This is a genomic window from Salipiger bermudensis HTCC2601, from assembly GCF_000153725.1.
Lineage (GTDB): Bacteria > Pseudomonadota > Alphaproteobacteria > Rhodobacterales > Rhodobacteraceae > Salipiger > Salipiger bermudensis.
Genome location: NZ_DS022276.1, coordinates 3,450,015 through 3,473,066 on the forward strand (window position 1 = coordinate 3,450,015; position 23,052 = coordinate 3,473,066).

20 protein-coding genes, 2 tRNA genes and 1 pseudogene are annotated in these 23,052 nt (G+C 64.1%); 15 read left to right on the plus strand and 8 right to left on the minus strand.

Annotation, left to right across the window (positions count from 1 at the left end):
• Both R2601_RS27170 and R2601_RS16350 read left to right on the plus strand, forming a co-directional pair.
• Positions 1–261 (plus strand): annotated as a pseudogene (locus R2601_RS27170) (hypothetical protein); the annotation flags it as partial.
• Between the two features lie 32 nt (positions 262–293).
• Positions 294–1,223 carry a hypothetical protein gene (locus tag R2601_RS16350; RefSeq protein ID WP_144266921.1) on the plus strand — a complete coding sequence of 310 codons (930 nt, stop codon included), beginning with the start codon at positions 294–296 and terminating at the stop codon, positions 1,221–1,223.
• 286 nt (positions 1,224–1,509) lie between these two features.
• On the opposite strand, the gene R2601_RS16355 is transcribed toward R2601_RS16350, so the two are convergent.
• Positions 1,510–1,770, minus strand: coding sequence for a hypothetical protein (locus tag R2601_RS16355; RefSeq protein WP_007800324.1), 261 nt, complete (start codon positions 1,768–1,770; stop codon positions 1,510–1,512).
• A 57-nt stretch (positions 1,771–1,827) separates the two neighbouring features.
• On the opposite strand from R2601_RS16355, the gene R2601_RS16360 reads away from it, so the two are divergent.
• Positions 1,828–3,030 carry an IS256-like element ISPebe1 family transposase gene (locus R2601_RS16360; RefSeq protein ID WP_007792467.1) on the plus strand — a complete coding sequence of 401 codons (1,203 nt, stop codon included), beginning with the start codon at positions 1,828–1,830 and terminating at the stop codon, positions 3,028–3,030.
• A 59-nt stretch (positions 3,031–3,089) separates the two neighbouring features.
• Here the strand turns inward: R2601_RS16360 and R2601_RS26680 are convergent, their stop codons facing one another.
• From R2601_RS26680 to R2601_RS16375, 4 genes are all read right to left on the minus strand, one after another.
• Positions 3,090–3,680 carry a hypothetical protein gene (locus tag R2601_RS26680; protein WP_144266922.1) on the minus strand — a complete coding sequence of 197 codons (591 nt, stop codon included), beginning with the start codon at positions 3,678–3,680 and terminating at the stop codon, positions 3,090–3,092.
• 382 nt (positions 3,681–4,062) lie between these two features.
• Positions 4,063–6,078, minus strand: coding sequence for a site-specific integrase (locus tag R2601_RS25565; protein ID WP_217626374.1), 2,016 nt, complete (start codon positions 6,076–6,078; stop codon positions 4,063–4,065).
• A gap of 119 nt (positions 6,079–6,197) precedes the next feature.
• Positions 6,198–6,272: transfer RNA gene (locus R2601_RS16370), tRNA-Asn, on the minus strand.
• 129 nt (positions 6,273–6,401) lie between these two features.
• The gene (locus tag R2601_RS16375) at positions 6,402–7,316 is read right to left on the minus strand and encodes an MBL fold metallo-hydrolase (RefSeq protein ID WP_007800328.1); all 915 of its coding nucleotides are present in this window, start codon (positions 7,314–7,316) and stop codon (positions 6,402–6,404) included.
• 42 nt (positions 7,317–7,358) lie between these two features.
• Between R2601_RS16375 and R2601_RS16380 the strand changes: the two genes are divergently transcribed.
• Positions 7,359–8,639 (plus strand): ATP-binding protein, encoded by a 1,281-nt coding sequence (locus R2601_RS16380; protein WP_007800329.1) that lies wholly within the window; start codon positions 7,359–7,361, stop codon positions 8,637–8,639.
• Between the two features lie 293 nt (positions 8,640–8,932).
• On the opposite strand, the gene R2601_RS16385 is transcribed toward R2601_RS16380, so the two are convergent.
• Positions 8,933–9,247, minus strand: coding sequence for a DUF1476 domain-containing protein (locus R2601_RS16385; protein ID WP_007800332.1), 315 nt, complete (start codon positions 9,245–9,247; stop codon positions 8,933–8,935).
• Positions 9,248–9,406: 159 nt separating this feature from the next.
• On the opposite strand from R2601_RS16385, the gene purC reads away from it, so the two are divergent.
• From purC to R2601_RS16415, 6 genes are all read left to right on the plus strand, one after another.
• Positions 9,407–10,168 carry a phosphoribosylaminoimidazolesuccinocarboxamide synthase gene (gene purC, locus R2601_RS16390; RefSeq protein ID WP_007800333.1) on the plus strand — a complete coding sequence of 254 codons (762 nt, stop codon included), beginning with the start codon at positions 9,407–9,409 and terminating at the stop codon, positions 10,166–10,168.
• 75 nt (positions 10,169–10,243) lie between these two features.
• Positions 10,244–10,474, plus strand: a complete 231-nt coding sequence (purS, locus tag R2601_RS16395; protein WP_007800335.1) for a phosphoribosylformylglycinamidine synthase subunit PurS — start codon at positions 10,244–10,246, stop codon at positions 10,472–10,474.
• 140 nt (positions 10,475–10,614) lie between these two features.
• Positions 10,615–11,652, plus strand: a complete 1,038-nt coding sequence (locus R2601_RS16400; protein WP_007800337.1) for a zinc-dependent alcohol dehydrogenase family protein — start codon at positions 10,615–10,617, stop codon at positions 11,650–11,652.
• 127 nt (positions 11,653–11,779) lie between these two features.
• Complete coding sequence (gene purQ, locus R2601_RS16405; protein WP_007800338.1) at positions 11,780–12,448, plus strand: phosphoribosylformylglycinamidine synthase subunit PurQ; 669 nt, start codon at positions 11,780–11,782, stop codon at positions 12,446–12,448.
• Positions 12,449–12,485: 37 nt separating this feature from the next.
• The gene (locus R2601_RS16410) at positions 12,486–14,252 is read left to right on the plus strand and encodes a sensor histidine kinase (RefSeq protein ID WP_040544825.1); all 1,767 of its coding nucleotides are present in this window, start codon (positions 12,486–12,488) and stop codon (positions 14,250–14,252) included.
• Between the two features lie 43 nt (positions 14,253–14,295).
• Positions 14,296–15,630 carry a sigma-54-dependent transcriptional regulator gene (locus R2601_RS16415; RefSeq protein WP_083793943.1) on the plus strand — a complete coding sequence of 445 codons (1,335 nt, stop codon included), beginning with the start codon at positions 14,296–14,298 and terminating at the stop codon, positions 15,628–15,630.
• 21 nt (positions 15,631–15,651) lie between these two features.
• Here the strand turns inward: R2601_RS16415 and R2601_RS16420 are convergent, their stop codons facing one another.
• A complete protein-coding gene (locus R2601_RS16420; protein WP_144266923.1) occupies positions 15,652–16,083 on the minus strand; it encodes a hypothetical protein in 432 nt (143 codons plus the stop codon).
• Positions 16,084–16,396: 313 nt separating this feature from the next.
• On the opposite strand from R2601_RS16420, the gene R2601_RS16425 reads away from it, so the two are divergent.
• A complete protein-coding gene (locus R2601_RS16425) occupies positions 16,397–19,825 on the plus strand; it encodes a calcium-binding protein (protein WP_007800345.1) in 3,429 nt (1,142 codons plus the stop codon).
• A gap of 271 nt (positions 19,826–20,096) precedes the next feature.
• Here R2601_RS16425 and R2601_RS16430 read toward each other — a convergent pair.
• Positions 20,097–20,186 (minus strand) — tRNA-Ser (locus tag R2601_RS16430).
• Positions 20,187–20,354: 168 nt separating this feature from the next.
• Here R2601_RS16430 and R2601_RS16435 point away from each other — a divergent pair.
• The 4 genes from R2601_RS16435 (at position 20,355) to R2601_RS16450 (ending at position 22,924) form a co-directional block, all read left to right on the plus strand.
• On the plus strand, positions 20,355–21,173 hold the full coding sequence (locus tag R2601_RS16435; RefSeq protein ID WP_007800347.1) for a DUF2059 domain-containing protein: 819 nt from the start codon (positions 20,355–20,357) through the stop codon (positions 21,171–21,173).
• Between the two features lie 207 nt (positions 21,174–21,380).
• Positions 21,381–21,959 (plus strand): 50S ribosomal protein L21, encoded by a 579-nt coding sequence (locus tag R2601_RS16440; protein WP_007800349.1) that lies wholly within the window; start codon positions 21,381–21,383, stop codon positions 21,957–21,959.
• A gap of 18 nt (positions 21,960–21,977) precedes the next feature.
• Positions 21,978–22,247, plus strand: coding sequence for a 50S ribosomal protein L27 (gene rpmA / locus R2601_RS16445; protein WP_007800351.1), 270 nt, complete (start codon positions 21,978–21,980; stop codon positions 22,245–22,247).
• 110 nt (positions 22,248–22,357) lie between these two features.
• The gene (locus R2601_RS16450) at positions 22,358–22,924 is read left to right on the plus strand and encodes a GNAT family N-acetyltransferase (protein WP_007800354.1); all 567 of its coding nucleotides are present in this window, start codon (positions 22,358–22,360) and stop codon (positions 22,922–22,924) included.
• Positions 22,925–23,052 lie beyond the last annotated feature (128 nt).

Below are 23,052 nucleotides of genomic sequence, written 5' to 3' on the forward strand. Positions count from 1 at the left end.
CCGGCTTCCGCTTCCCCCAAAAGTCACCCCTGCGATGTCGCGCTGTTTCACCAGCGGTGTCGCTGCACAGAGATCATCGCCGTATTCGATGTGTCCTTTTCAGAGGGCGCGTTCGAGGGGCGTGACAGTATCGAGTTCAGAGAAGCGCATGGCGGTGCTTGCATCGCAAGATGGTTTGATCTCGACGACTTGGACTTGGATGGCGGAGCAGAACTGTACCCGAGCGGTCTGAAAAATCATCTGCTTCGCAAGGGCAGCTAAGTCCCGCTCTGCCGACCTCCGCGGGTTGTTCGATGCCGCGCGGGCGCCACAACGACCGCTTTGAGGCGCTGCTCCGCGGCGCCAGCAAGATCGTTGAACGTCCGAAATGGGCCGGGAGCGACGATGGCTACGGACCGCCAGGTGCTCGGCTCGATGCGCCGCCGCATGACGGGTATGAGCCCAAAATGATTGATCGCCCAATGCGGAAGGCGTTCGTTTCGGCATCCTCTGTACATCGTGTCGAGAATTCGGTATGCAAGATGCTTATTTTCAAAATGACTTTTAATTCTCTAGAGGGTATAGCCATGACCGAGGAGCAAGCGGCAGAGCTCATCATCGCGATCAACACAATGATTGCGAAACAGTCGATGGACGCATTAGGAACCGGCGAAATTATATCCGGCGCGGCCGGAGTCGTCGCCGTCCTAGCGTTTTTCTTATCTATTTACTTTTTTATCGCTCAGAAGGATAATGCGGCCCGTGAGTATGCAGAAATGCGTGCCGAACAGCGCAGCGCTACTGCATTCAAGTTGCATGACGAATTTTTCGGCGAGGAAATGTTGAAGGCGCGCGATATCGCTGATCGTTTTCTCATGGAGCGAACCGGAGTACATTTCCGTGAATTACACTACGGCCCGGAGGGCGAGTACATGAACAGCGTCTTTCGGGTGACGGAATTCTACGAGCGGCTATCTCTTCATCACAAATATGAACGAATAGAGATAAATCTATCAACGGATCTATTTGCCTCGATATTTATCTACTGGTGGCACAACTATTTGAAATCCGGCACAGAGGAGCCGAACTGGGAAACGCATGGAAGGCTATCGCTTCTAGATAGCGAATTCAAGAAAAAGCTTGGCAATGATAAGTACAATAAGTTGAAGGTCCGAGCCACTGCTGAGCTGATAAAAAACCGTGAAATGGCACGGGCGTCACCGCGCCGAATAGAAGGTGCTTAAATTCCTATCTTGCTAGAAGATTTAACTCTTATAGATACGTGATTCAACACGGCTCAGGTGTTGGGGCAGGTATACTGTATTCTGGATGGCTTCTATCTTCCCGTCACAATGCATTATTTGCTTCAGGCCCAAACGGCCGTTCGCCTGAGCCGTGGCGAAATCGCGCGTTATCCGCTCAGCAGAGCTTGGGACCCCGCCCGGGTTTGCAATTGCGGCGAACGGCAGCTTTGCCCGACTGTGCTACAGCATTTTGATCCAAGGCGGCAGGTCGGCTTTGGGCCGATCGCTACTGCCGGAACGGAATGATGTTCGAACCACCGTTGGCGAAGGCAACTGCACCTTCACTGCGAATGGTATTAATTGCCTCCTCGAATGCAGCTTGGTCGTCTTCGAAGAGATCATCCCAAACAATGGACGTCCCGTCTGCGGTAACGACTTCCAGAGACCAGCCGTCCCCAACTTCGAGTTTGTAGATATCCACCTTGAAAGGCACGCCATCCTCGACAACGGTGAGGTCCCAGGTCGTGGTGTAGCTTTCGGTGGCCATCGGGTTTCTCGGTAGGGTCGGGTTGCTGACACCAACCTGAACCGAGGGATGCCCCCGATGACCAAACCCATGATGGACCTGCGTGCGCTGGTAGAGAAGAGCGCCGATGCCGACCTGCTTCGCGAGATGATCGGCTTTGCTGCCGAACGGCTGATGGAGTTGGAGGTCGGCGCCAAGACCGGTGCTGACTATGGTGAGAAGACCAGCGAGCGCCTGGCGCAGCGCAACGGGTATCGCGATCGGGACTGGCAGACCCGGGCCGGCAGCGTCGAACTGCGCATCCCGCGCCTGCGCACCGGCTCCTATTTCCCCTCGTTCCTCGAGCCGCGGCGCTCTGTTGAGAAGGCCCTGACGGCCGTGATCCAGGAGGCCTATGTCCACGGCGTCTCAACGCGATCGATGGACGACCTGGTGCAGGCCATGGGTGGCACCGGGGTGTCGAAGAGCCAGGTCAGCCGACTGTGCGAGGAGATCGACGAGCGCGTGGATGCCTTTCTGACACGGCCGATCGAGGGCGAATGGCCCTACCTCTGGATCGATGCCACCTATCTCAAGGTGCGCCAGGGCGGCCGGATCGTATCGGTTGCGGTCACGCTCGCGGTGGGCGTCAACACCGACGGCAGGCGCGAAGTGCTGGGCATGGCGATCGGGGCCTCCGAGGCCGAACCCTTTTGGACCGAGTTCCTGCGTGATCTCGTCCGCCGTGGCCTCAGCGGCGTGAAGCTTGTGATCAGCGATGCGCATGAGGGCATCAAGGCCGCCACCGCCCGGGTCCTGTCCACGACCTGGCAGCGCTGCCGCGTCCACTTCCAGCGCAATGCGCTCGCCCATGCCGGCAAGAACAGCCGCCGGGTGGTCTCGGCATTCATCGCCACGGCCTTTGCCCAGCCCGACCACGCGGCGGCGAAGGCCCAGTGGCGTCTCGTGGCGGACCAGATGCGCGGCAAGCTCCCCAAGCTGGCCACGCTCATGGACACGGCCGAGGAGGACGTCCTGGCCTATATGACCTTCCCGGCCCAGCATCGCACCAAGCTGCACAGCACCAATCCGATCGAGCGGCTGAACGGCGAGATCAAGCGACGCACGGACGTCGTCGGCATCTTTCCGAACGAGGCTTCGATCCGGCGCCTCGTCGGCGCGATCCTCATGGAGCAGACCGAGGAATGGACAGTCCAGCGCGCCAGATACATGACGCTGGAAACGCTCGCGCCCGTCTGCGATGATCTCGGTGTCAGTCTGCCTGCAGCGCAGAGCGACTGACCAGCTCGGCCCGCTCGAAAGCGCGAGGCCCATGAGGAGCTACACCACTTCCCGGGACATCATCCTGCCCAACTTTGCAGTGACGGACGGAGACGCCGTTCGACCTGGCTTGGGGTGAGCTTCGGAGGGACGTAGCCTATAGGGGATCCATAGCCCCGGTTCGGGCCTATCAGCCTGAATTCCGGCACGCGTTTCCGGCGGTGCAACGGAATTTGTGCGAGGAGGGCGCCATCGAAGTTTCGTTGGCACAAAGCGATCTCGCTTGAATCGATAAGCGCATAGACATTCATGTTTGCCATGGCATCAAAGAACCCTTCGGCAAAGCGCCATGTCAAATAGCGGCCGTTCGACGAGATATCGAGCTGATCGAACACTGCTGAATCACCTGAAAGTTCTGCCACGGGTTTACGCAGAAATCGGCTCGATTTTGTCTTTGCGGGAAAGCCGAGTTCGCGAAGCTGAGAAACGAGACAAAAGTGGTCTTGCGGGGTGTGGTACTCAATTAGAATGGTCGGCCATGCTTCTTCAGTCTGTTCTTGAAGATAGATCAGGGCAAAAAGAAGCTTGGCTGCCGGGGCGGAGAAGCGCGACATTTTGATGATCTCGGCGATGTAGGCGGAGATGCGAAACTTAGAATTACCTGTAGTCACCTTGAAATCCTTTCCTGACAGGAAGGACGTGGGTGCATCGTCGATATGGACAAAAGGGTCAGGGAACTTTTCTGCATTTATGCATCGTGACCTGCTTATTCTCCGGGGTGTCTGCTAAAGTAAGATCTCTCGCTGTCGCGTGGCCTGCTGTGCCTGCTTTCCTAGCAAATCAGGTGATGTAAATGGCTGATTTGTATATGTAATATTATTCAGAAATCTTGAATATTTGAAATCCAGAAATCCAGAAATGACGGGTGCAGGGTTTTTTCTTAGAAGAACAGTACTCCTTTGCTCATGTACAAGCCCGCCCGTTGCCGCCTCCTACGGAAACAGGCCGCATGCAGAGGTATGGTGAATTTTCCTTCTCAGAGGCTTGAGGGCCTTAAACTACTCGAAGCCGAGTCTGCGCAGCTTGAAGGTCAGAGACCTTTGTCTTCTTGGCCGTTGCAAACGGGCTTTGGATCATCGAAACGTCGATCTGTACACGCTGGATGACCTCGTGAAGGTACGCCAGATCATGGCCATCGCCGCCGTAGTGCTTGAGATTAACAGTTTCCATCTCATGGCCCATTAGGATGTGCCGCAGTTCGCTATCAGTGCGGGCCTTGATCAGTTCCACGTTGAACTGCGTGCGGAAGCTGTGGAAGTCGATCCGCTTGTCGTAGACACCGTGCGATTTGCGGTAGCGGGTGAAGTCCTTGGTGAAGTTTTCCGACAGCGTCTGTCGGTTTTTGCCGCGGGTGAGATGGGGGAACAAGCGATCTTCACCTTCACGCCGCCGCATAGCGACAAAATCGAGGAAGCCGAGCACAATAAGGTTCGGGTGGATCGGGATGCGACGCGTCGCTGCCTTCGACTTTAGTCGCTGCCAAGGTGCGCCGACTTTGATATCAAAGAAATGGATACCGTTTTCGCATGCAACGTCTGCAGCCCGAAGTTGCAACGCTTCTTCTTCCCGCAGCGAGTGATGGACTGAAATGAGAGGCGCCCAGAACATTGGATTACCAATATCTGTGGTTTGACCCTGGAAGACCGGTGTCCGGAACAGCTTGGGCAGCTCATCGCCCCAGATCTTGCGGCTATTGTCCTCCTGTAGGATCTCGAGACGTTCCAGCTCACGTTTGGGCCAGATCACGCCCTTCATGAAATTTTCGTTCACGTAGCAATGGGCAATCAGATACCGAAGAACGCGCTGAGTGTCCTGCATATGCCGATAGACGGTGTTGACGCGCAGCCGCGCGATGCTCTCCTGATGCTCCGCAGCTTCGATGTTGCCGTTACTCGCCCCCGCTTTTTCCAGCTCTGCGCGAACGCGGGCTTTGTTCGCCTGCTCTTTCAGGTCGGTTTCTTGGACGATTTTACGGATCGAGCGGGTCTCGGTCGATGATTTTCCGTGATTTGCGGGTACTTTTTGAAGGATCGAAAATGCCTCGGTGAAATCTGCCTTGTTCAATTCCGAAACCGGCTTGTCTCCGATGATCGCGACGATCAGCTTGGCGGTGGATTGCAAGTTCGCAAGTGAGTTGCGCGCGTAGGAGACGCCTTTGATCGGGACGGCGGTTTCATCCACATCTTTGCCTGCTTTGCCTTGCGACCGGACCTCCCCATATTGTTCGAAGGCCTCAGAAAGCGTAATGGCCGTCCGCCTTACTGCTTTCGGTGCTGGCGGTCCATCAATGGCCGCTGCAGTGGGCTGCATTACTTTGGGCGTCAGACCCTCCGCTGCGGCAGTCGCCGTCGTGGCCGGTCCCGGGTGTGCCGGCGTGGCAGGGGTCATCGGCAGGACATGCGGTGCCACGGATGCGGGCATTGTTTCACTCGCTATCGCGGCCTGAAAGAACGGGCTGGGTGCGGAATAGAAGCCTTGGTCACGCCGTGCTCGCTCCATGCTGAGATCCAGCAATACGCGCGTGGCCTCATACGCGAGCGTCATCCAATCGTTGGTGTGCTCTTCGAGCTGGACCCCAAGGCGCTCCGCAGTCGCACGCAGAGGGGCGCGTGCGACCTCACGATTGCCCAGGAACAGCGCATCGCGCAGGGTCTCCTGCAAAGCCTGCTCACGCTGGAGGGCCAACTGTGCTTCTACGCGGGTTCGTTCGGGTGCAATGGCACGCGCATGACCGGCGGCCGCGATCTCAAATCGCACCAGTTCGGACAACAGCCGTTGCATCAACCCAGTTTCCATGTTCGTCGCACCCTTCGCGTAGTCGAAGGCACAGGTGCTGAGCCACGTCAGGCGACCGGCCAGCACCTCGGCCTCGCGAAGCAAGTGAGTCCGGAGCGAGAAAGTCAGAAACGGGTTTGATTGGTCTTCAGAAAAGGTCTTGGGAAGGCGACGTCGCCAGTAAAAAGAGGAGGCACGGCGCTCCAGATGCAGGCATGTTATTGGTCTTCTCAATGCTCCGACTCCCGCGAGGGGTTTGTGTAATCGGATGTGACAGAGAATGTGCCCAGAACGACAAAAGCGCCCCGAACGGAGCGCTAAATCGTTTATTTCCAAACCCTTTAGTGGGAATTTGGCTCCGGCGGTAGGGATCGAACCTACGACCAATTGATTAACAGTCAACTGCTCTACCGCTGAGCTACGCCGGAACTTTTGCTTTGGAGCGCCTTGCCCCGTTGCCCGGGGCGCCGCGTCCTGCGGTGTGTGGGGCGTATAGCAATCGCGACTCCGGGCGTCCAGAGGGATTTTGAGATTTTCGGGATTTTTTTGCGATTCCGTTAAGTCACTTCAAACATTGCCTTTTCCGACAGGGCGGTGAGCACGCGGGCGCGGCCCGAGGCTTGCAGATCAAGCAGATGCGCCAGCACGTTGCGGGTCGCTGCGGGCAGCAGCGCTGCCGGGGTGTCGGTATAGATCCGCGCCGCGAGGCTGGTCGCATCGGACGCGCCGGACCCCAGTGCCGAGAGGATCTGGGCCTCGCGCATCAGGCGGTGATCACGCAAGTCCGACAGCCGCTCTGCGGGAGCGTCAACCGGGGCGCCATGGCCGGGGTGAAAGCGGGACCAGCGCCGCTCGGCCAGCCGCGACAGCGAGGTCATGAAGGCGGTCAGGTCACCGTCGGGGGGCGAGACCAGCGAACTCGCCCAGCCCATCACCACGTCGCCCGAGAACAGCATATCGTCCCACGCGAAGCTCAGATGGTTGCCGAAATGGCCGGGCGTGTGCAGCGCCTCGAGTTGCCAGCCGTCGCCCGCGACCCGCGCGCCATCGGCCAGACACTGGTCGGGCGCAAAACCTGCGTCGACGCCTTCGCCGCCCCCGACCATACCGCTTTCGGCCAGCGCCTGCATCGCCTCCGAGCGACCCGACGCGGCGTCCCCGAAGGCCAGCACCGGCGCGCCGGTGGCCTCGGAGAGCGGCCGGGCGAGGGGAGAGTGATCGAGATGCGCATGGGTCACGAGGATGTGGGTGATGCGCTGACCCAGCGTGACAGCGGCGAGGATCGCGTCGAGATGGGCCTCGAGCATCGGGCCGGGGTCGATCACCGCGAGGCCGCGTCTGCCGACGAGGTAGGTGTTGGTGCCGCGATAGGTCATCGGCGAAGCGTTCGGCGCCACGATCCGGCGCAGGCCGGGGGCGAGGGTCTCGGGCGCGCCGGCGAGGGGCTGAAAATCCGGTTGCGGGTCCTGCATCTTTCGGGGCTTTCTGGCTGTCAGTCGCACCAGAGGTAACCCATGTCCTTCCAATGGCTCAAACGCTATGTGCCCCGCGGTCTTTACGGGCGCGCGGCGCTGATCCTGATCCTGCCGGTGGTGACGCTGCAACTTGTGGTCTCGGTGGTCTTCGTGCAGCGCCATTTCGAAGGCGTGTCGAACCAGATGAGCCGCGATCTTGCGCGCGAGGTCAAGCTGGTGCTCGAACATCCCGAGCTCGCACCGGCGCTGGATCTGACCCTGAGCCCGGTGGGTGAGAGCGCCTTGCCGGCGGAAAGCCAGCGGCGCTGGTTCGATTTCTCGGGGCTCGTGGTGACCCAGACGCTGGAGCGCGCCGTGCCCGGGCTCGAGCGCATCCTGCTGCCCGACGATTTCGACGTCGTGCTCTTTGTGCGCGGGCAGGACGGGCTGACCCGGGTGGAGGTGCCGCGCCGGCGTGCCTCGCCGACCAACGCGCACCAGCTTTTCGTCAACATGATGGTGTTCGGCGTGCTGATGACGCTGATCGCATTTCTCTACCTGCGCAACCAGTTGCGCCCGATCACCCGGCTCGCACAGGCGGCGGAGGCTTTCGGTCGGGGACGGCACGAGTCGTACTCACCGGCCGGCGCGGTCGAGGTCAGGGCCGCCGGGCACGCCTTTCTCGACATGCGCAACCGGATTGAGCGGCAGATCGAGCAGCGCACCATGATGCTCTCGGGGGTGAGCCACGATCTGCGGACCCCGCTGACCCGGCTGCGGCTTGGCCTGTCGATGCTCGACGACGAGGATCGCGAGCCGCTGGAGCGCGATGTCGAGGACATGCAGCGGCTGATCGACGCCTTCCTCGACTTCGCGCGCGGCGATGCGCTGGCGGCCGCGGCAGAGCCGGTCGACCCGGTGGATATCGTCGAGAGCGTCGTCGACGATGCGCAGCGCGCCGGGCGCAACGTGGCGCTGGTGTCGGTCGAGGGCGAGGGGCAGGTGTCGCTGCGCCCGCTGGCCATGCGCCGCGCGCTGGAGAACCTCGTGAACAACGCGGTGCGCTATGGCAGCTGCTGCGAGGTGTCGGTCACGCTCAGCGACAAGAGCCTGCGGCTTCGGGTCGAGGATGACGGGCCGGGGATCCCGCCCGAGCGGCGCGAGGATGCGCAGCGGCCCTTTGTCCGGCTCGATCCGGCGCGCAATCAGGACAAGGGGCCGGGCGTGGGGCTGGGGCTTGCGATCGCCGCCGACATCGCGCGGGCCCATGGCGGTGTGCTGCGGCTGGGCGAAAGCGAGACACTGGGCGGGTTGCGGGCGGATATCGTGATCGCGCGCTGAGGGGGGCATTCCAAAGCGCATCGTCGCGGGCAGGGCTGCGCTGAGCAGTCCCGTCGCGCGTGTTGGTAAGGGCTGGCACCGGGTCCCGTGCCGGCGTGGGCCGTGTGACGCAGCCGACGACCGGGGCGCGGGCCGACGCTCCGGGATTCCAGACCGTGACACCTCGGCCTCGGTGACCTCGGCCCCGGTGACGCTCCGGCCGATCAAGCCGATCAGACAGGCGAGCGACGGCGCGATCCCATGGTCGGGCCGCCGCTTGTCACTGGTATCGCCTGCGCCGCAGGCGGGGGAGCTCAGCCCTCGAGCAGGATCTGGCCCTTCGCCTCGACTAGCAGTTCGGCGCGCTTCTGCCGGATAGCGTCGGCATCGGCCTTGTCGCCGAGGTCGCCGGCGACCTTGCGCACCACGTCCTCGTGGCCGGCCTCTTCGAAATCCGCCTTGATCACCTCGCGCGCATAGGCCTCGGCGGCATCGCCGCTCTTGCCCAGCATTTCGGCAGCCCAGAGCCCGAGCAGCTTGTTGCAGCGGGCCTCTGCGCGGAACGCCATCTCCTCATCATGTGCGAACTTGTTTTCAAACGCGGATTCGCGTTCGTCGAAGGTGGTCATGAGTCTCGCTCCCCTATGTCTCTCGTCCTCATGGCCGAGTATTTCACACCCGCAGAACCGTGCAAGTCCAAGCGCCCGCTTGCGAGGCGAGAAGGCATGATTTATAGGGCCACGCAGGACGCAGAAGCGCCCTCTGTGTCCCGCTTGGAAAGGAATCCCATGGCACGCCGCAAAAAGATCTACGAAGGCAAGGCAAAGATTCTCTACGAAGGCCCCGAGCCCGGGACCATCGTGCAGTATTTCAAGGACGACGCGACCGCCTTCAACGCCCAGAAGAAGGACGTGATCGAAGGCAAGGGTGTGCTCAACAACCGCCTGTCCGAGTTCTTCATGACCGGTCTGAACAACATCGGCGTTCCGACCCACTTCCTGAAGCGCCTCAACATGCGCGAGCAGCTGGTGCGCTCCTGCGAGATCATTCCGCTCGAGGTCATCGTGCGCAACTTCGCCGCCGGATCGTTGGCCAAGCGTCTGGGGCTCGAGGAAGGCACGCCGCTGCCGCGCCCGATCGTCGAGTACTGCTACAAGGACGACAAGCTGGGCGACCCGCTGGTCACCGAGGAGCACATCGCCGCGTTCGGCTGGGCCAGCCAACAGGACATGGACGACATCCTCAGCCTCGCGCTGCGGGTGAACGATTACCTGTCGGGCCTGATGTACGGCGTCGGCATTCGTCTCGTCGACTTCAAGATCGAGATCGGCCGCGTCTATGACGGCGACTTCCAGCGCCTCGTCGTGGCCGACGAGATCTCGCCGGACAGCTGCCGCCTTTGGGACCTGCAGACCGGCCAGAAGCTCGACAAGGACGTGTTCCGCCGCGACCTCGGCTCGCTGACCGATGCCTATACCGAAGTGGCCGAACGGCTCGGCGTGATGCCCAAGCAGGCGACGCATATTTCCAAGCCCAAGCTCATCAACTGAGCCGGGCGCGCGCTTCCGGCGCGGTGATTTCAAGGACGGGAGGCCGCGCCTCCCGCAACAGACGGAGAAGACGCCATGAAGGCACGGGTGCATGTGATGCTCAAGGACGGCGTGCTCGACCCGCAGGGCGAAGCGGTGAAGCATGCCCTGCACGGGATGGGCTTTGATGGCGTCGGCGGCGTGCGTCAGGGCAAGGTGATCGAGCTCGACCTCGAGGACGGCACCGGCGAGGACGCGGTGCGCGAGATGTGCGAGAAGCTGCTCGCCAACACCGTGATCGAGAGCTACTCGATCGAGATGGCCTGAGCCCGGGCCGGCGCGCCGCGCCGGTGGGCTCTCTTGGGTTCGGCGGGCCACGGCCTGCCATGAGGGGGCGCTTCGGCGCCCCGCTTGCGTTCTGGCGCGAATTGGCGTCACCTCCTCGCGAGAAGAGGGAGGAGAGAGCCATGCGCGCAGCGGTGCTGAGAGAGTACAACGAGGATCTGTCGCTCGAGACGGTGCCCGATCCGGACTGCCCGGACGACGGCGTCGTTCTCGAGGTGCTTGCCTGTGGCGTTTGCCGCTCGGACTGGCACGGCTGGGTCGGCGAGCATCCCCGGGTCAAGCCGGGCCAGATCCAGGGGCACGAATATTGCGGCCGCGTGGTCGCTGCGGGGCCGAACTCGCAATGGGCCACAGGCGACGTGCTGGTGGCGCCGTTCATCCTGTCCTGCGGCACTTGCCCGAGCTGCCGCGCTGGCCAGCAGACCGTCTGCGCCGACCAGCGCCTGCCGGGCTTCATCGAGCCGGGCGCCTTCGCCGAATACGTCCCCGTGCCGCGCGATTTCAACCTTGCGCGCCTGCCGGAGGGCATGTCGCCGACGCTTGCGGCGGGGCTCGGCTGCCGGGTGACCACCGCGTGGCACGCGCTGACCGGACGCGCGGCACTGCAGGGCGGCGAGTGGCTGGCGGTGCATGGCACCGGCGGTGTCGGGCTTTCGGCGGCACTTCTGGGCCGGGCGCTCGGCGCGCATGTCATCGTCGTCGACGTGGTGCAGGACAAGCTTGACCACGCGCTATCGCTGGGCATGGACGCAGCCGTCAACGCCGAAGAGGGCGATGCCGCCGAGCAGATCCGCGAGATCACCGGCGGCGGCGTGCATGTCAGCATCGAGGCGCTGGGGATCCCGCAGACCGTGAACGCGTCGATCCGCTGCCTGCGCCCCTTGGGGCGGCACGTGCAGGTGGGCATGCCGGTGGGCCACACCGCGCATATGGATGTCGACATGTCGGCGGTCTATCAGGGCAACCTTGCGCTCTACGGCACGCGAGGGATGCCGGCGCATCGCTACCCGTCGTTGCTGGGCCTGATCACCCGCGACAAGGTCGATCTGTCGCCGCTCATTGCCCGCGAGGTACCGCTCAGCGGCGCAAGCGCCGAGCTCGCCGCTTTCAACGGGCCGACGCCGCCGGGCGTGGCGGTGATCACCGACTTCCACAGCTGAGCGCCGCGGCGCGTGAAGGGCAGGGCGCCCCGGCATCTCGCCGGGGGGCCTCCACGCGATTGCGCCGGGATGCAAAAGCCGCTATGCGGAGCGCAATCTGACCCCACCAATGCCAAGCGAGCCCGCCATGAAAGCTGCCGTCATCGTCTTTCCCGGATCGAACTGCGATCGCGATCTTGCCGAGGGCTTCCGCAAGGCGGGCCTCGACGTGCAGATGGTGTGGCACAAGGACACGGCGCTGCCCTCGGGCATCGACATCGTCGGCATCCCGGGCGGCTTTTCGTTCGGTGACTACCTGCGCTGCGGCGCCATCGCCGCGAACTCGCCGATCTGCCACGAGGTCAAGGCCCATGCCGAGCGTGGCGGCTATGCCATCGGCATCTGCAACGGCTTCCAGGTGCTGACCGAGACCAAGATCCTGCCGGGCGCGCTGCTGCGCAACGCCAACCTCAAGTATATCTGCCGCACCGTGGGGCTCGACGTGGCCGAGAGCCAGTCGGTCTTCACCCAAGGCTACGAGGTCGGCGAGACCATCCGCATCCCGATCGCGCATCATGACGGCAACTACACTGCCGATGCCGCGACCCTCGATGCGCTCGAGGCCGAGGACCGGGTGGCGTTCCGCTACACCGACAACCCCAACGGCTCGGACCGCGACATCGCCGGCATCCTGTCGTCGAACCGCCGGGTGCTGGGAATGATGCCGCACCCCGAGCGGGCCTGCGATCCCGCGCAGGGCAACGAGGACGGTGCGCGTCTTTTCGCCCATCTGACCGCCGCCCTCGCGGAAGCCTGACTTGAGAGCCTGAGCCCGGGAGCGTACTCTGCCGCCCATGTCAGGGACGGCCAAGGACAAGGCCCGGCGCGCAAGGCGCTCGGGGCCACTGGGATGGCGGGTGCGGGTCGCGCTCGTCCTTCTGGTCGTGTTGGCCGTGGTGACCGTCTGGGTCACCAACATGATGCTCACCGACCGGTTCACGGAATCGACCCGCAACCGGGCCGAGCTGCGGCTGGCGCTCTATTCCGGCAACATCCTGTCGGAACTGCGCAGCAACGCCATCGTGCCACAGCTATTGGCGCGCGACCCGGCGCTGATCGGGGCGCTGAACTCCGGTGATTTCAGCCAGTCGTCGCAGCGCCTGATCTCCTATGTCGACGAGATCGGCGCCGCCTCGCTGATGCTGCTCGACCGCGACGGCCGCACCGTCGCCGCGACCGACCGCAACCGTCTGGGCGAGCAGCACCGCAACGCGCCGCATTTCGTCGAGGCGCTGCGCTCGAACACCACCGTCTTCACCACGCAGGAACGCGAGGCGGGGGGCTACACCTTCACCTACTCGCGCCGCGTCGAGAGCCAGAACAGCGTCGTCGGCGTGATCATGGTCGAGGTCGATCTGGCGAAGTTCGAACGCGCCTGGGCCGGGATCACCGACGCGGTGGCGGTGCTGAACTCGGAAGGCACCATCATTCTCGCCACCGAGCCACGCTGGCGCGGACGCACCATGGACGAGGCGCTGGTGCGCCAGTCGCCCGAAAGCGCCATCGAGCGCGCCATCAAGGCCACCGCCGACTGGACCGCGCTGCCGCCCGATGCCTACCTGCAGGGCGAGGCGGTGATGCGGGTCGACGGGCGCATCCCGTTCCGCGGCTGGACCATGGCGACCTTCACCACCTACGCCTCGGTGCGCGAGAAGGTGAACGCGGTGCTGGCGCTCGAGATCATGGGCTTCGCGCTTCTGGCGGCGCTGGCCTTCTACGCGCTGAGCCGCCGCACGGCGCTGCGCATGGCCCTGTTCCAGCGCGAATCCGCCGAGCTGCGCCGCCTCAATGCGCGCCTCCAGCGCGAGATTTCCGAACGCGAGAAGGTCCAGAAAGACCTCGCCTCCGCCGAGCAGACCCTCGAGCAGAGCTCCAAGCTCGCCGCCCTTGGTGAGATGTCGGCGGCGGTCAGCCACGAACTCAACCAGCCGCTGGCGGCAATGAAGACTTACCTTGCCGGCGCGCGGCTGCTGCTGCGGCGCAACCGTCCCGACGAGGCGATGACCGCCTTCCACCGCATCGACGATCTGATCGAGCGCATGGGCGCGATCACCCGGCAACTCAAATCCTATGCCCGCAAGGGGCAGGAGCAGCTCTCTCCCGTTGACATGGCCGAGGCGCTGGCCTCGTCGCTGTCGATGATGGAGCCGCAGCTTAAGGCGCGGCGGGTGCGGATCTCGAAGATCCTGCCGGATGAGCCGGTGCGGGTGATGGGCGACCGGATGCGCATCGAGCAGGTTCTGGTGAACCTGCTGCGCAACGCCATCGACGCGACAAAATCCGTGGCCCAGCCCGAGCTGGAGATCATCCTCGCCAGCGGCGAGACCGCGACGCTGTCGGTGCGCGACAACGGCCACGGCATCGAGGACATGGATGCATTGTTCGAGCCGTTCTACACCACCAAGCAGCCCGGCGACGGCACCGGGCTTGGCCTTGCCATCAGTTCCGGCATCGTGGCCGATCTCGGCGGGCGCCTGACGGCCCGAAACGGGGTCGACGGTGGGGCTGTTTTCGAGATGCAGCTTCCTATCTTGAATGAAACCACCCGCGCCGCCGAGTAGTTGGCAGCGGGAAAGACGCAGGCAGAAAAGGCGCAAGACCAGAATGACAAAAGCCATGAAGATCGCCATCGTCGACGACGAAAAGGACATGCGGCAGTCGATCAGCCAGTGGCTGGCGCTGTCGGGGTACGACACCGAAGCCTTTGGCAGCGCCGAAGAGGCGCTCGGCGCGCTCGGCACCGATTACCCCGGCATCGTGATCTCGGACATCAAGATGCCCGGCATGGACGGGATCCAGTTTCTCAAGAAGCTGATGGGCGCTGACAGCGCGCTGCCTGTCATAATGATCACCGGTCACGGCGACGTGCCGATGGCGGTCGAGGCGATGCGCATCGGCGCCTTCGACTTTCTCGAAAAGCCGTTCAACCCCGACCGCATGTCGGAGCTTGCCAAAAAGGCCACCAACGCACGCCGCCTGACCCTCGACAACCGCGCGCTGCGCCGTGAGCTCTCGGATGGCGGCCAACTGATGAGCAAGTTGATCGGTCAGAGCCCGGCGATGGAGCGCCTGCGCGAGGACGTGCTCGATCTCGGCCAGGCCGACGGCCACGTGCTGATCGAGGGCGAGACCGGCACCGGCAAGACGCTGATCGCCCACGCGCTGCACGCGGTGGGTTCGCGCGCCGGCAAGAAATTCGTGCTGCTCTCCTGCGCGGCGATGGACGAGGACGCGCTGATGCGCCGGCTCTTCGGCCCGATGCAGCCCGACGAGACCCGGCTGCCGGCGATGGAAGAGGCGCGCGGCGGAACGCTGGTGCTCGAGGATGTCGAGTCGCTGTCGGATTCGGCGCAGGCCCGGCTGCTGTCGGTGATCAACGATCAGGGCACCCCGCCGGAAACCCGCATCGTGGCGATCTGCAATCTTCAGGACGAGGGCCGCACCTGCGAGAGCGCGCTGCGCCCGGATCTCTATTACCGCCTCGCGGCGCTGAAGATCACCGTGCCGCCGCTGCGCGCCCGCGGCGAAGATATCCTGACGCTTTTTACCCGGCTCTCCGAGGGCTTCGCCGACGAGTATGGCTGCGACGCACCCAAGGTCTCGGCGCAGGAAGCGGCGCAACTCCTTCAGGCGCCGTGGCCCGGCAACGTGCGCCAGCTCATCAACCTTGCCGAGCGCGCGGTGCTGCAATCGCGGCGGGGGCAGGGCACCATCGCCTCGCTCCTGATGAACGATCACGAGGACATGCAGCCGGTGATGACCACCGAGGGCAAGCCGCTCAAGGAATATGTCGAGGCGTTCGAGCGCATGCTGATCGACAACACCATGCGCCGTCACAAGGGCTCGATCTCGGCGGTGATGGACGAGCTTTGCCTGCCGCGCCGGACGCTGAACGAGAAGATGGCCAAGTACGGCCTGCAGCGTGCCGACTACCTCTGACCGGCGCCGGGCCGCACCGGCCTAGTGGTGCTTGGACATCGGGAGCCGCGCCTTGCGGGGTGCGGCTTCCAGCGCCTCACGCGGGGTCGCGATGGCCGCGATGGCATAGAGCACGAGGCCAATCAGCAGGCCGAGCACGTGCGGCCAGACCAGATGCTTCGGCGCGATCATGACCGCGGCTCCAGCCGGCAGGATGGGGCCAAGGTCGAGCGGCAGGCTGTAGAGCGTGGCGACGTCTTCGGCAGCGGGAGTGCCGGTCAGCGCCCCGGCCAGCAGCGGCGTCAGTGCCAGCGTTAGAACCGCGGGCACGGCCGAAACCGCCAGCGCCAGCAGTGACAGTGCGCGCAGAGCGCGGGGCATCCGCGCAGGGCCTGCCGCCACCCAGCACAGGCTTGCGACGGTTATGACGCAGAGCACGCTCGCGCTGATGGTGAAATATCCGAGTGTCGTCATGCCGACCTGATCCATGCGCATCCCCCTCGCAATCCATTGGTCTGAAATCGCTTTGCTCGTGGCAGTCTAGCCGCTTGGGCGAAGTCTGCGAAGGTCCGACAACTTTATCGAGCATATTTCTCGCCGGTCCTGCCGAGCGACGCGCGAGACCCACGCTTGTGGTGGACCTCGAACGACCGCTCGCCGGGCGGGTCGGGAACAGTCTGTTTCGAAAAACATCTTCAACTGTGGCTGAAAAATGGCATTAACGTTTTCGTCACGTTTGTTCGCGCCGGTTTGTTTTTTCTGTCGATTCGTCTTCCCGGAGGTTTTGATGACCCCCTTCGTACTCTTCATGCTGCTGTTCGGGGGCGTTCTCGCCAGCACGAGCAGTTCCGGGTCAGGTGCTGCGGATCTCGAAGACGAGATCGAGGATGAGGACGATCTCGATGACCGCGAGAGCCCGCGTTCCGGTGAGGGCGACTTTCTGCTCGGAACCGACGGCGATGACACGCTCGAGGGCGGCGATGGCGACGATACACTCGCCGGGCTGGCCGGTGACGATGCGCTGACCGGCGGTGGCGGCAACGACGTGCTCGAGGGTGGTGAGGGGCGCGACGTCCTCGTCGACGATCAGGGGTCCGACACGGCGAGCGGCGGGGCCGGCCTCGACCTGATGATGTTCACCGACGAGATGCAAGGCGCGCCGGATGTGGTCGATGGCGGTGACGGTAACGACATCCTTTGGGGCGATGATGGCGACACGCTGACCGGCGGCGCGCACGCGGATATCTTCGTGGTCCCGATCGGCGATGAAGGGGCGGATCCGGTCACCATCACCGATCTCGACTTCACCCGCTTCACCGATCAGGATATGCCCGACCGGGTGGTCTTTGTCACCCCCGAAGGCGAGCTGATCCCGCGCTCGGCCTTCTTCGATGGCAGCCTGGCGGTCGGTATCGGCGATATGGCAGATGGCAGCGGGTCCTTCGTGGTCAACGGCAACGACACCATCGCGATCATCGAGGGCTACAGCGCCGAAGAGCTGTTTTACGACACCATCTGGGTCGGCAACTTCTCTCCAGCGCTCACCGGATTCTACGATGGCGACGACGACCTGACCGGCACCGAGGGGCGCGACGAGCTGTTCGGCGGCAACGGCATGGACACGCTGGTCGGCCTCGGCGGCGGCGACTATCTCGACGGTCAGGCGGATGACGATGTCATCATCGGCGTCGACGGACCCGGCGCCGAGACCGTGGGCGACACATTGGTCGGCAATGGCGGCGACGACACGCTGCGCGGTGACGAAGGCGACGCGCTGGCCGGTGGGCTCGGCAATGACCGCTACGAGCTGGTGGTGCCCGACGGCGAGGGCGATTTCGAGCCGATGCGGATCTACACCTACGATCTTCAGGGCAACGAGGGCGGTCGCGAGACCATCACGCTGGTCACCGCCGACGGCACGCCGCTCTCTGCCGCCGAGGCCGTGGCGGGTGGGGCCGTAACCGAGGCCGAGGATGGCAGCGGCACGGCGCTGGTGTTCAACGGCACGGTCATCGCGGTGGTCGAGGGCATCGCGCCCGATGACATGGGCCCGCCTTCGGACTGGCTCGGCAATCTCGGGCCGGCCACTCCTCTGGCGGCGGCGCCACCTCCGCCAGCGGCAACCGAGATCACGGTGCTGTCGTCCAGCGGGACCGGAGAGGTCATGAACGAGGCCTATTTCGGCGGCAACATGGTGTTCAGCGTCAACACCATCGACGGCGTTCCGAAGCCGACCTTCGGCCCCGCCGCCGAGGCGCTCGACATCTCGCATCTGCGCTTTCCGGCGGGGCAGGGCGACGCGGGCGATCTCGAGGTGGACGGCGAGGGCTTCCTCAACATCCTCGTCATGGAGCAGGGCGCCGACGGCGAATACGAGCTGCGCGACGAGTTGGTCTCGGCTCTGGAATGGGCGCGCGAGAATGATGCCCAGCTCACGCTGGTGCTACCCACCAAGAACTATACCGTGGCCGAGTACGAAGGGCTCGACGAGGACATAGAGCGCTTCGCAGAGGCGGTGGTGCGCGATTACGCCGACGTGGTCGAGGCCTTCGAGATCGGCAACGAATACTGGAGCATGGGCGAGACGGCCTACGGATCCAAGGCCGATGTCGCCGCCGGCGCTCTGGCGCGGGGCATGGAGGCGGCGGGGGTCGAGGACGACGATCAGGCGGCGATCCTCGTGCAGATGGCCTCGCCCTTCGCGGGCTCGGAATTCCACGTCTCGATCGATGACCGGCCCTTCGCGCAGCGCGTCGACCTTGCCAACCAGACCATCATCGACCAGCTCGGCGACGACGCGCGCGATGCCATCGACGGCGTCGTGGAGCACTACTATTTCGACAAGCAGGTGCTGGGGTTCGAAGGCACCACCGGCGAGGTCAACTTCATCAGCCGCGACTTCTCGACCTGGGACGAGGCCTTCGACAAGGAGCTCGACCTCTACATCACCGAGTGGAACGTGCGCACCTCGACCACCTCCGAGACCGGGCTGCGCTCGGCTTCGGTGATGCTCGAGATGACTTCGAACATGAGCGATCTGGGCGTCGACGCGGCGCATGTCTGGCCGGTGCAGCACAACACGCCGACGGAGCTTGCCGGCAAGCAGCAGGAAGACGTGATCACGGATGCCGAGGGGCGGGTGATCAACACCATCAACGGCGCGGCCTTCGACCTGATGTCGTCGAGCCTCGTGGGGCTCGAGGCGCTCGACACCGAGTTGTCGCTGGAAGACGGCAGCTTCACCTTCCACGCCTGGCAGGGCGAGGACAGTACCGTGGTCTACGTCGCCTCGCGCGCGACGGACACGCTGGACCTGGATCTGGATCTGTCGGAGCTGGTGCCCGAGTACGTCGAGGCCTCGGCGATCCGGATCAGCGCTGATTTCTCGACCAATTCCAGCGATGGCGTGCATTTCGTGCCGGGCGAGGGCTATCAGGAGGCCGAGAGCCTGCTGATCGACGGCCAGCGCTACTACATCAACGAGAACGACGTGCGCGCCGCGCTCACCGATCTCGAGATCGACGGCACGACGGTGCCGGTCACGCTGCGCCCCTTCGAGGTGATCGAAATCACCTTCGACACCACCGGCATCGACGCACCGTCGCCCGAGCCCGAGGCGCCCGAAGGCCTGACGGTCACCGGCACGCCCGGGGCCGACACGCTCACCGGTGGCGATGGCGACGACACGCTAGACGGTCTGGCCGGGGACGACACGCTCACCGGAGCCAAGGGCGACGACCGGGTGCTTGGCGGCGAGGGCGACGACCGGCTGCGGGGCTGGGGCGGCGCCGATTACCTCAAGGGCGCCGACGGCGACGACCAGATCTCGGGCAACCAGGGCGATGACACGCTGGTCGGCAGCTTGGGCAACGACACCCTGAACGGGGCAGAGGACGACGACGAACTCAACGGCATGGTGGGCGACGACAGCGTCGTCGGCGGGCCGGGGGCCGACACCGTGACCGGCTGGTTCGGGGCGGACATCTTCGCTCTCTCGGAGGGCGATCTCACGGGCGGCGACGTGGTGACGGATTTCACGCCTGGCGAGGACGTGATCGAGGTCGATCTGCCCGGGATCGCCGGTCTGTCGGATGTCTCCTTCGTCGCGGGCGAGGACGGCATCACCGTTCGCTTCGGCTCGGAGGGCAGCCTTCTTCTGCAGGGCGACCTGCGCATCGCCGACGTGAACGCGGCGCGAAACTTCGTGTTCCTGTAAGGGGTGCACGTCTTCGCTTCGGCGGCGATGAATAATCCCGACGATGCCGCAAGGGGTTCGCACCGTCACAAAGCTTCACGCCGCCTTGTCGAAAGGGGGACCTGCGCCTGCGCAGAGCACCGAACCGGCCTCGCGGGTGGTCGCGACGCCAATGGCGCGCGCTACCCCTGCCGGGGTAGTGGAACCTGACGTGATCAAGGGTAATCTGCATAGCGCGGGCACCATCGGGTGTGCCGCGAACTGCCGTTTCACCTTTGAAAACAAAGGTAAGTGGCGGAGAGACAGGGATTCGAACCCTGGGACCCCGTGAAGGGTCAACGGTTTTCGAGACCGCCCCGTTCGACCACTCCGGCACCTCTCCGCGGGGGTCGTGGAGGGCCGTTTAACGAGATGCGCGACGGGGTGCAACAGGGAAATTTGCGGAACCGTGCAGAACTTGTCGAAGTTGGTCCGTCAGCCCGTGCGGCCTTGGAAAACCTCGTGTCCGAGCCTAGTCTCGCCCCGACCCGATGACCGGAGAATCTTTCACATGGCCCTGCGCTTCGTCGCCTGCCTTCTGTCCGCAACCCTGGCCTCGCCGGTGATCGCCGATCCGGCGCGCCCGGCGGATGCGCTGCTCGACCGTCTGGGCCTTCCCGAGATCGTTCAGATCATGCGCGAGGAAGGCATCGGCTACGGCACCGAGATGGCGCGCGACCTGATTCCGGGGGGCGCAACACAGGGGTGGCAGGCCTCCGTTGCACGGATCTACGACACCGACGCCATGGAAGAGGTCGTCCGGGCCGAGTTTCAGGAGAGCTTTGGAGACACCGATGCCACGCCGCTGCTGCGCTTCTTCGGCAGCGAGACCGGCGAGCGGGTGGTCGAGGTCGAGCTCTCGGCGCGGCGCGCGTTGATCGACGACGGCGTCGAGGCCGCCGCGCGCGAGGTGTTTCGTGGGCTCGATGGTTCATCGGACGAGCGGCTCGGGCTGGTGACCGATTTCGTGCAGGCCAACGATCTGGTCGAAGCCAACGTGACCGGCGCGCTCAACGCCAGCTTCCAGTTCTATGCCGGGCTGGTGGATGGTGGCGCGCTCGAGATGACCGAGCGCGAGATCCTCGACGAGGTCTGGTCGCAGGAGCCAGAGACCCGGGCTGACAGCCGCGAATGGCTCTACGCCTACCTGCTGATGGCCTACGAGCCTCTGCCGGAGGGCGATCTCGAGGCCTATGTGGATCTGTCGTCCAGCCCCGAGGGCAAGGCGATGAACCGCGCGCTGTTTGCGGGCTTCAACACGATGTACGACAATATCTCCTACGCGCTCGGCCTTGCGGCGGCCAAGCAGATGCAGGCGCAAGAGCTGTAAGGCTTTTCTCCCGCTCGTCACCCGTGCGGGTTGACAAGGCGGCAGTATCCTCGCATAAGCGCGGCTCGGATCGGGGCTATTGCGGCCCCGGTTTCGATTCTTATATCAATGACAGCCCCAAGAGGGCGCGCTGTCCGAGGTGGGCCTTAAGGCTCGGGAAAGACCCGCAAGGGCACCATAGGACGCGGGAAACGAAGGAAGATGCAGATGTTCGCGGTGATGAAAACCGGCGGCAAGCAATACAAGGTCCAGGCGGGCGACGTGCTCCGCGTGGAAAAGCTGGCCGCAGACGCGGGTGAAACCGTGCAGTTCAACGATATCCTCATGCTGGGCGGCGAAAGCGTCACCGTCGGCGCGCCGCTGGTGGCTGGTGCCGCCGTGCAGGCCGAGGTGATCGACCAGATCAAGGGTGACAAGGTCATCCACTTCGTCAAGCGTCGCCGCAAGCACAGCTCGCAGCGTACCAAGGGCCACCGCCAGAAGCTGACCCTCGTCCGCGTGACCGAGATCCTCGCTTCGGGCGCCGACGCATCGGGCGTCAAGGCTGCCGCTGGCGCAGGCTCCGTGGCCGCTCCGGCTGCTGCTGCCGCACCGAAGGCTGCTGCTCCGGCCGCTGCCGCAGGTGACGACCTGACCGCAATCACCGGTGTCGGCCCCGCCGCCGCCAAGAAGCTCAACGAGGCCGGCATCACCACCTACGCCGAGCTCGCCGCAGTGAACCCCGAGACCTTCGAGGCCACCAAGGTGAAGCCCGAGTGGGTCGAGCAGGCCAAGACCCTCGCCTGAGAACAAGGAGACTAACCCATGGCACATAAAAAAGCAGGCGGTTCGTCCCGTAACGGCCGCGACTCCGCTGGCCGCCGTCTTGGCGTCAAACTCTATGGCGGTCAGGACGCGGCTCCGGGCAGCATCATCATCCGTCAGCGCGGCACCAAGTTCTGGCCGGGCAACGGCGTCGGCATGGGCAAGGATCACACCATCTTTGCAACCGAAGCCGGTTCCGTGACCTTCCACAAGGGCCTGAAGGGCCGCACCTTCGTATCCGTCCTGCCGGTGGCCGAGGCTGCCGAGTAAGCCGATCCACAGGATGTGAAAATCAGGGGGATCGGCGAAAGCCGGTCCCCTTCGGCGTTTCTTGAGGAGGGGGCGCCGATCCACCGGAACGTGCATTGAGGAGTATGCACATGAGTCTGGACCAACTGAAAATGCCGACGCGGCCCAAGCCCGTCGTTCTGCAGCCCGAGATCCCGACGGAGCGCTTTGTCCTGCGCCCGCTGCGGCGCTCGGACGCTGGGCTGATCTCGCTCTATTCGTCGGATGAGCGCGTCGCCCGCATGACCACTTCGATCCCGCACCCGCTGCCGCCCGGCGCCACCGAGGCGTTCATCGCGCGCGGCACCGCCGAGGACCGGGCAGAGGATATCTGGGTCCTGGACGCCTCGGCGCAGGAGGGCCCTGAGGTCATGGGTGTCATCTCGCTCGAGCGGCTCGAGGGCAACCAGAGCGAAATCGGCTACTGGGTGGCGCCGCAATACTGGAACACCGGACACGCCTCCGAGGCGCTGCGTGCGCTGATCGAGGCGAACCCCTTCGGCTCGGCGACCATGTTCGCCAGCGTGTTTCAGGACAACCCGGCCTCGGCGCGGGTGCTGACGAATTGCGGCTTCGAGTATATCGGCGATGCCGAGGCCTTTTCAGTGGCACGCAACGCGAAGGTGCCGACCTGGACCTACCTGCGTCGCATGGCCTGATCCGCACGCAGGCTTACCTGAAATCCCGTTCCGGAAGCGCCCCCATCGCGGGGCGCTTTCCGATTTCTGGGCGACTTGGGGCAGGCGGCGCGCAGCCGAGGCGCGTGGCCCGTGAAAAAGTCATGAAT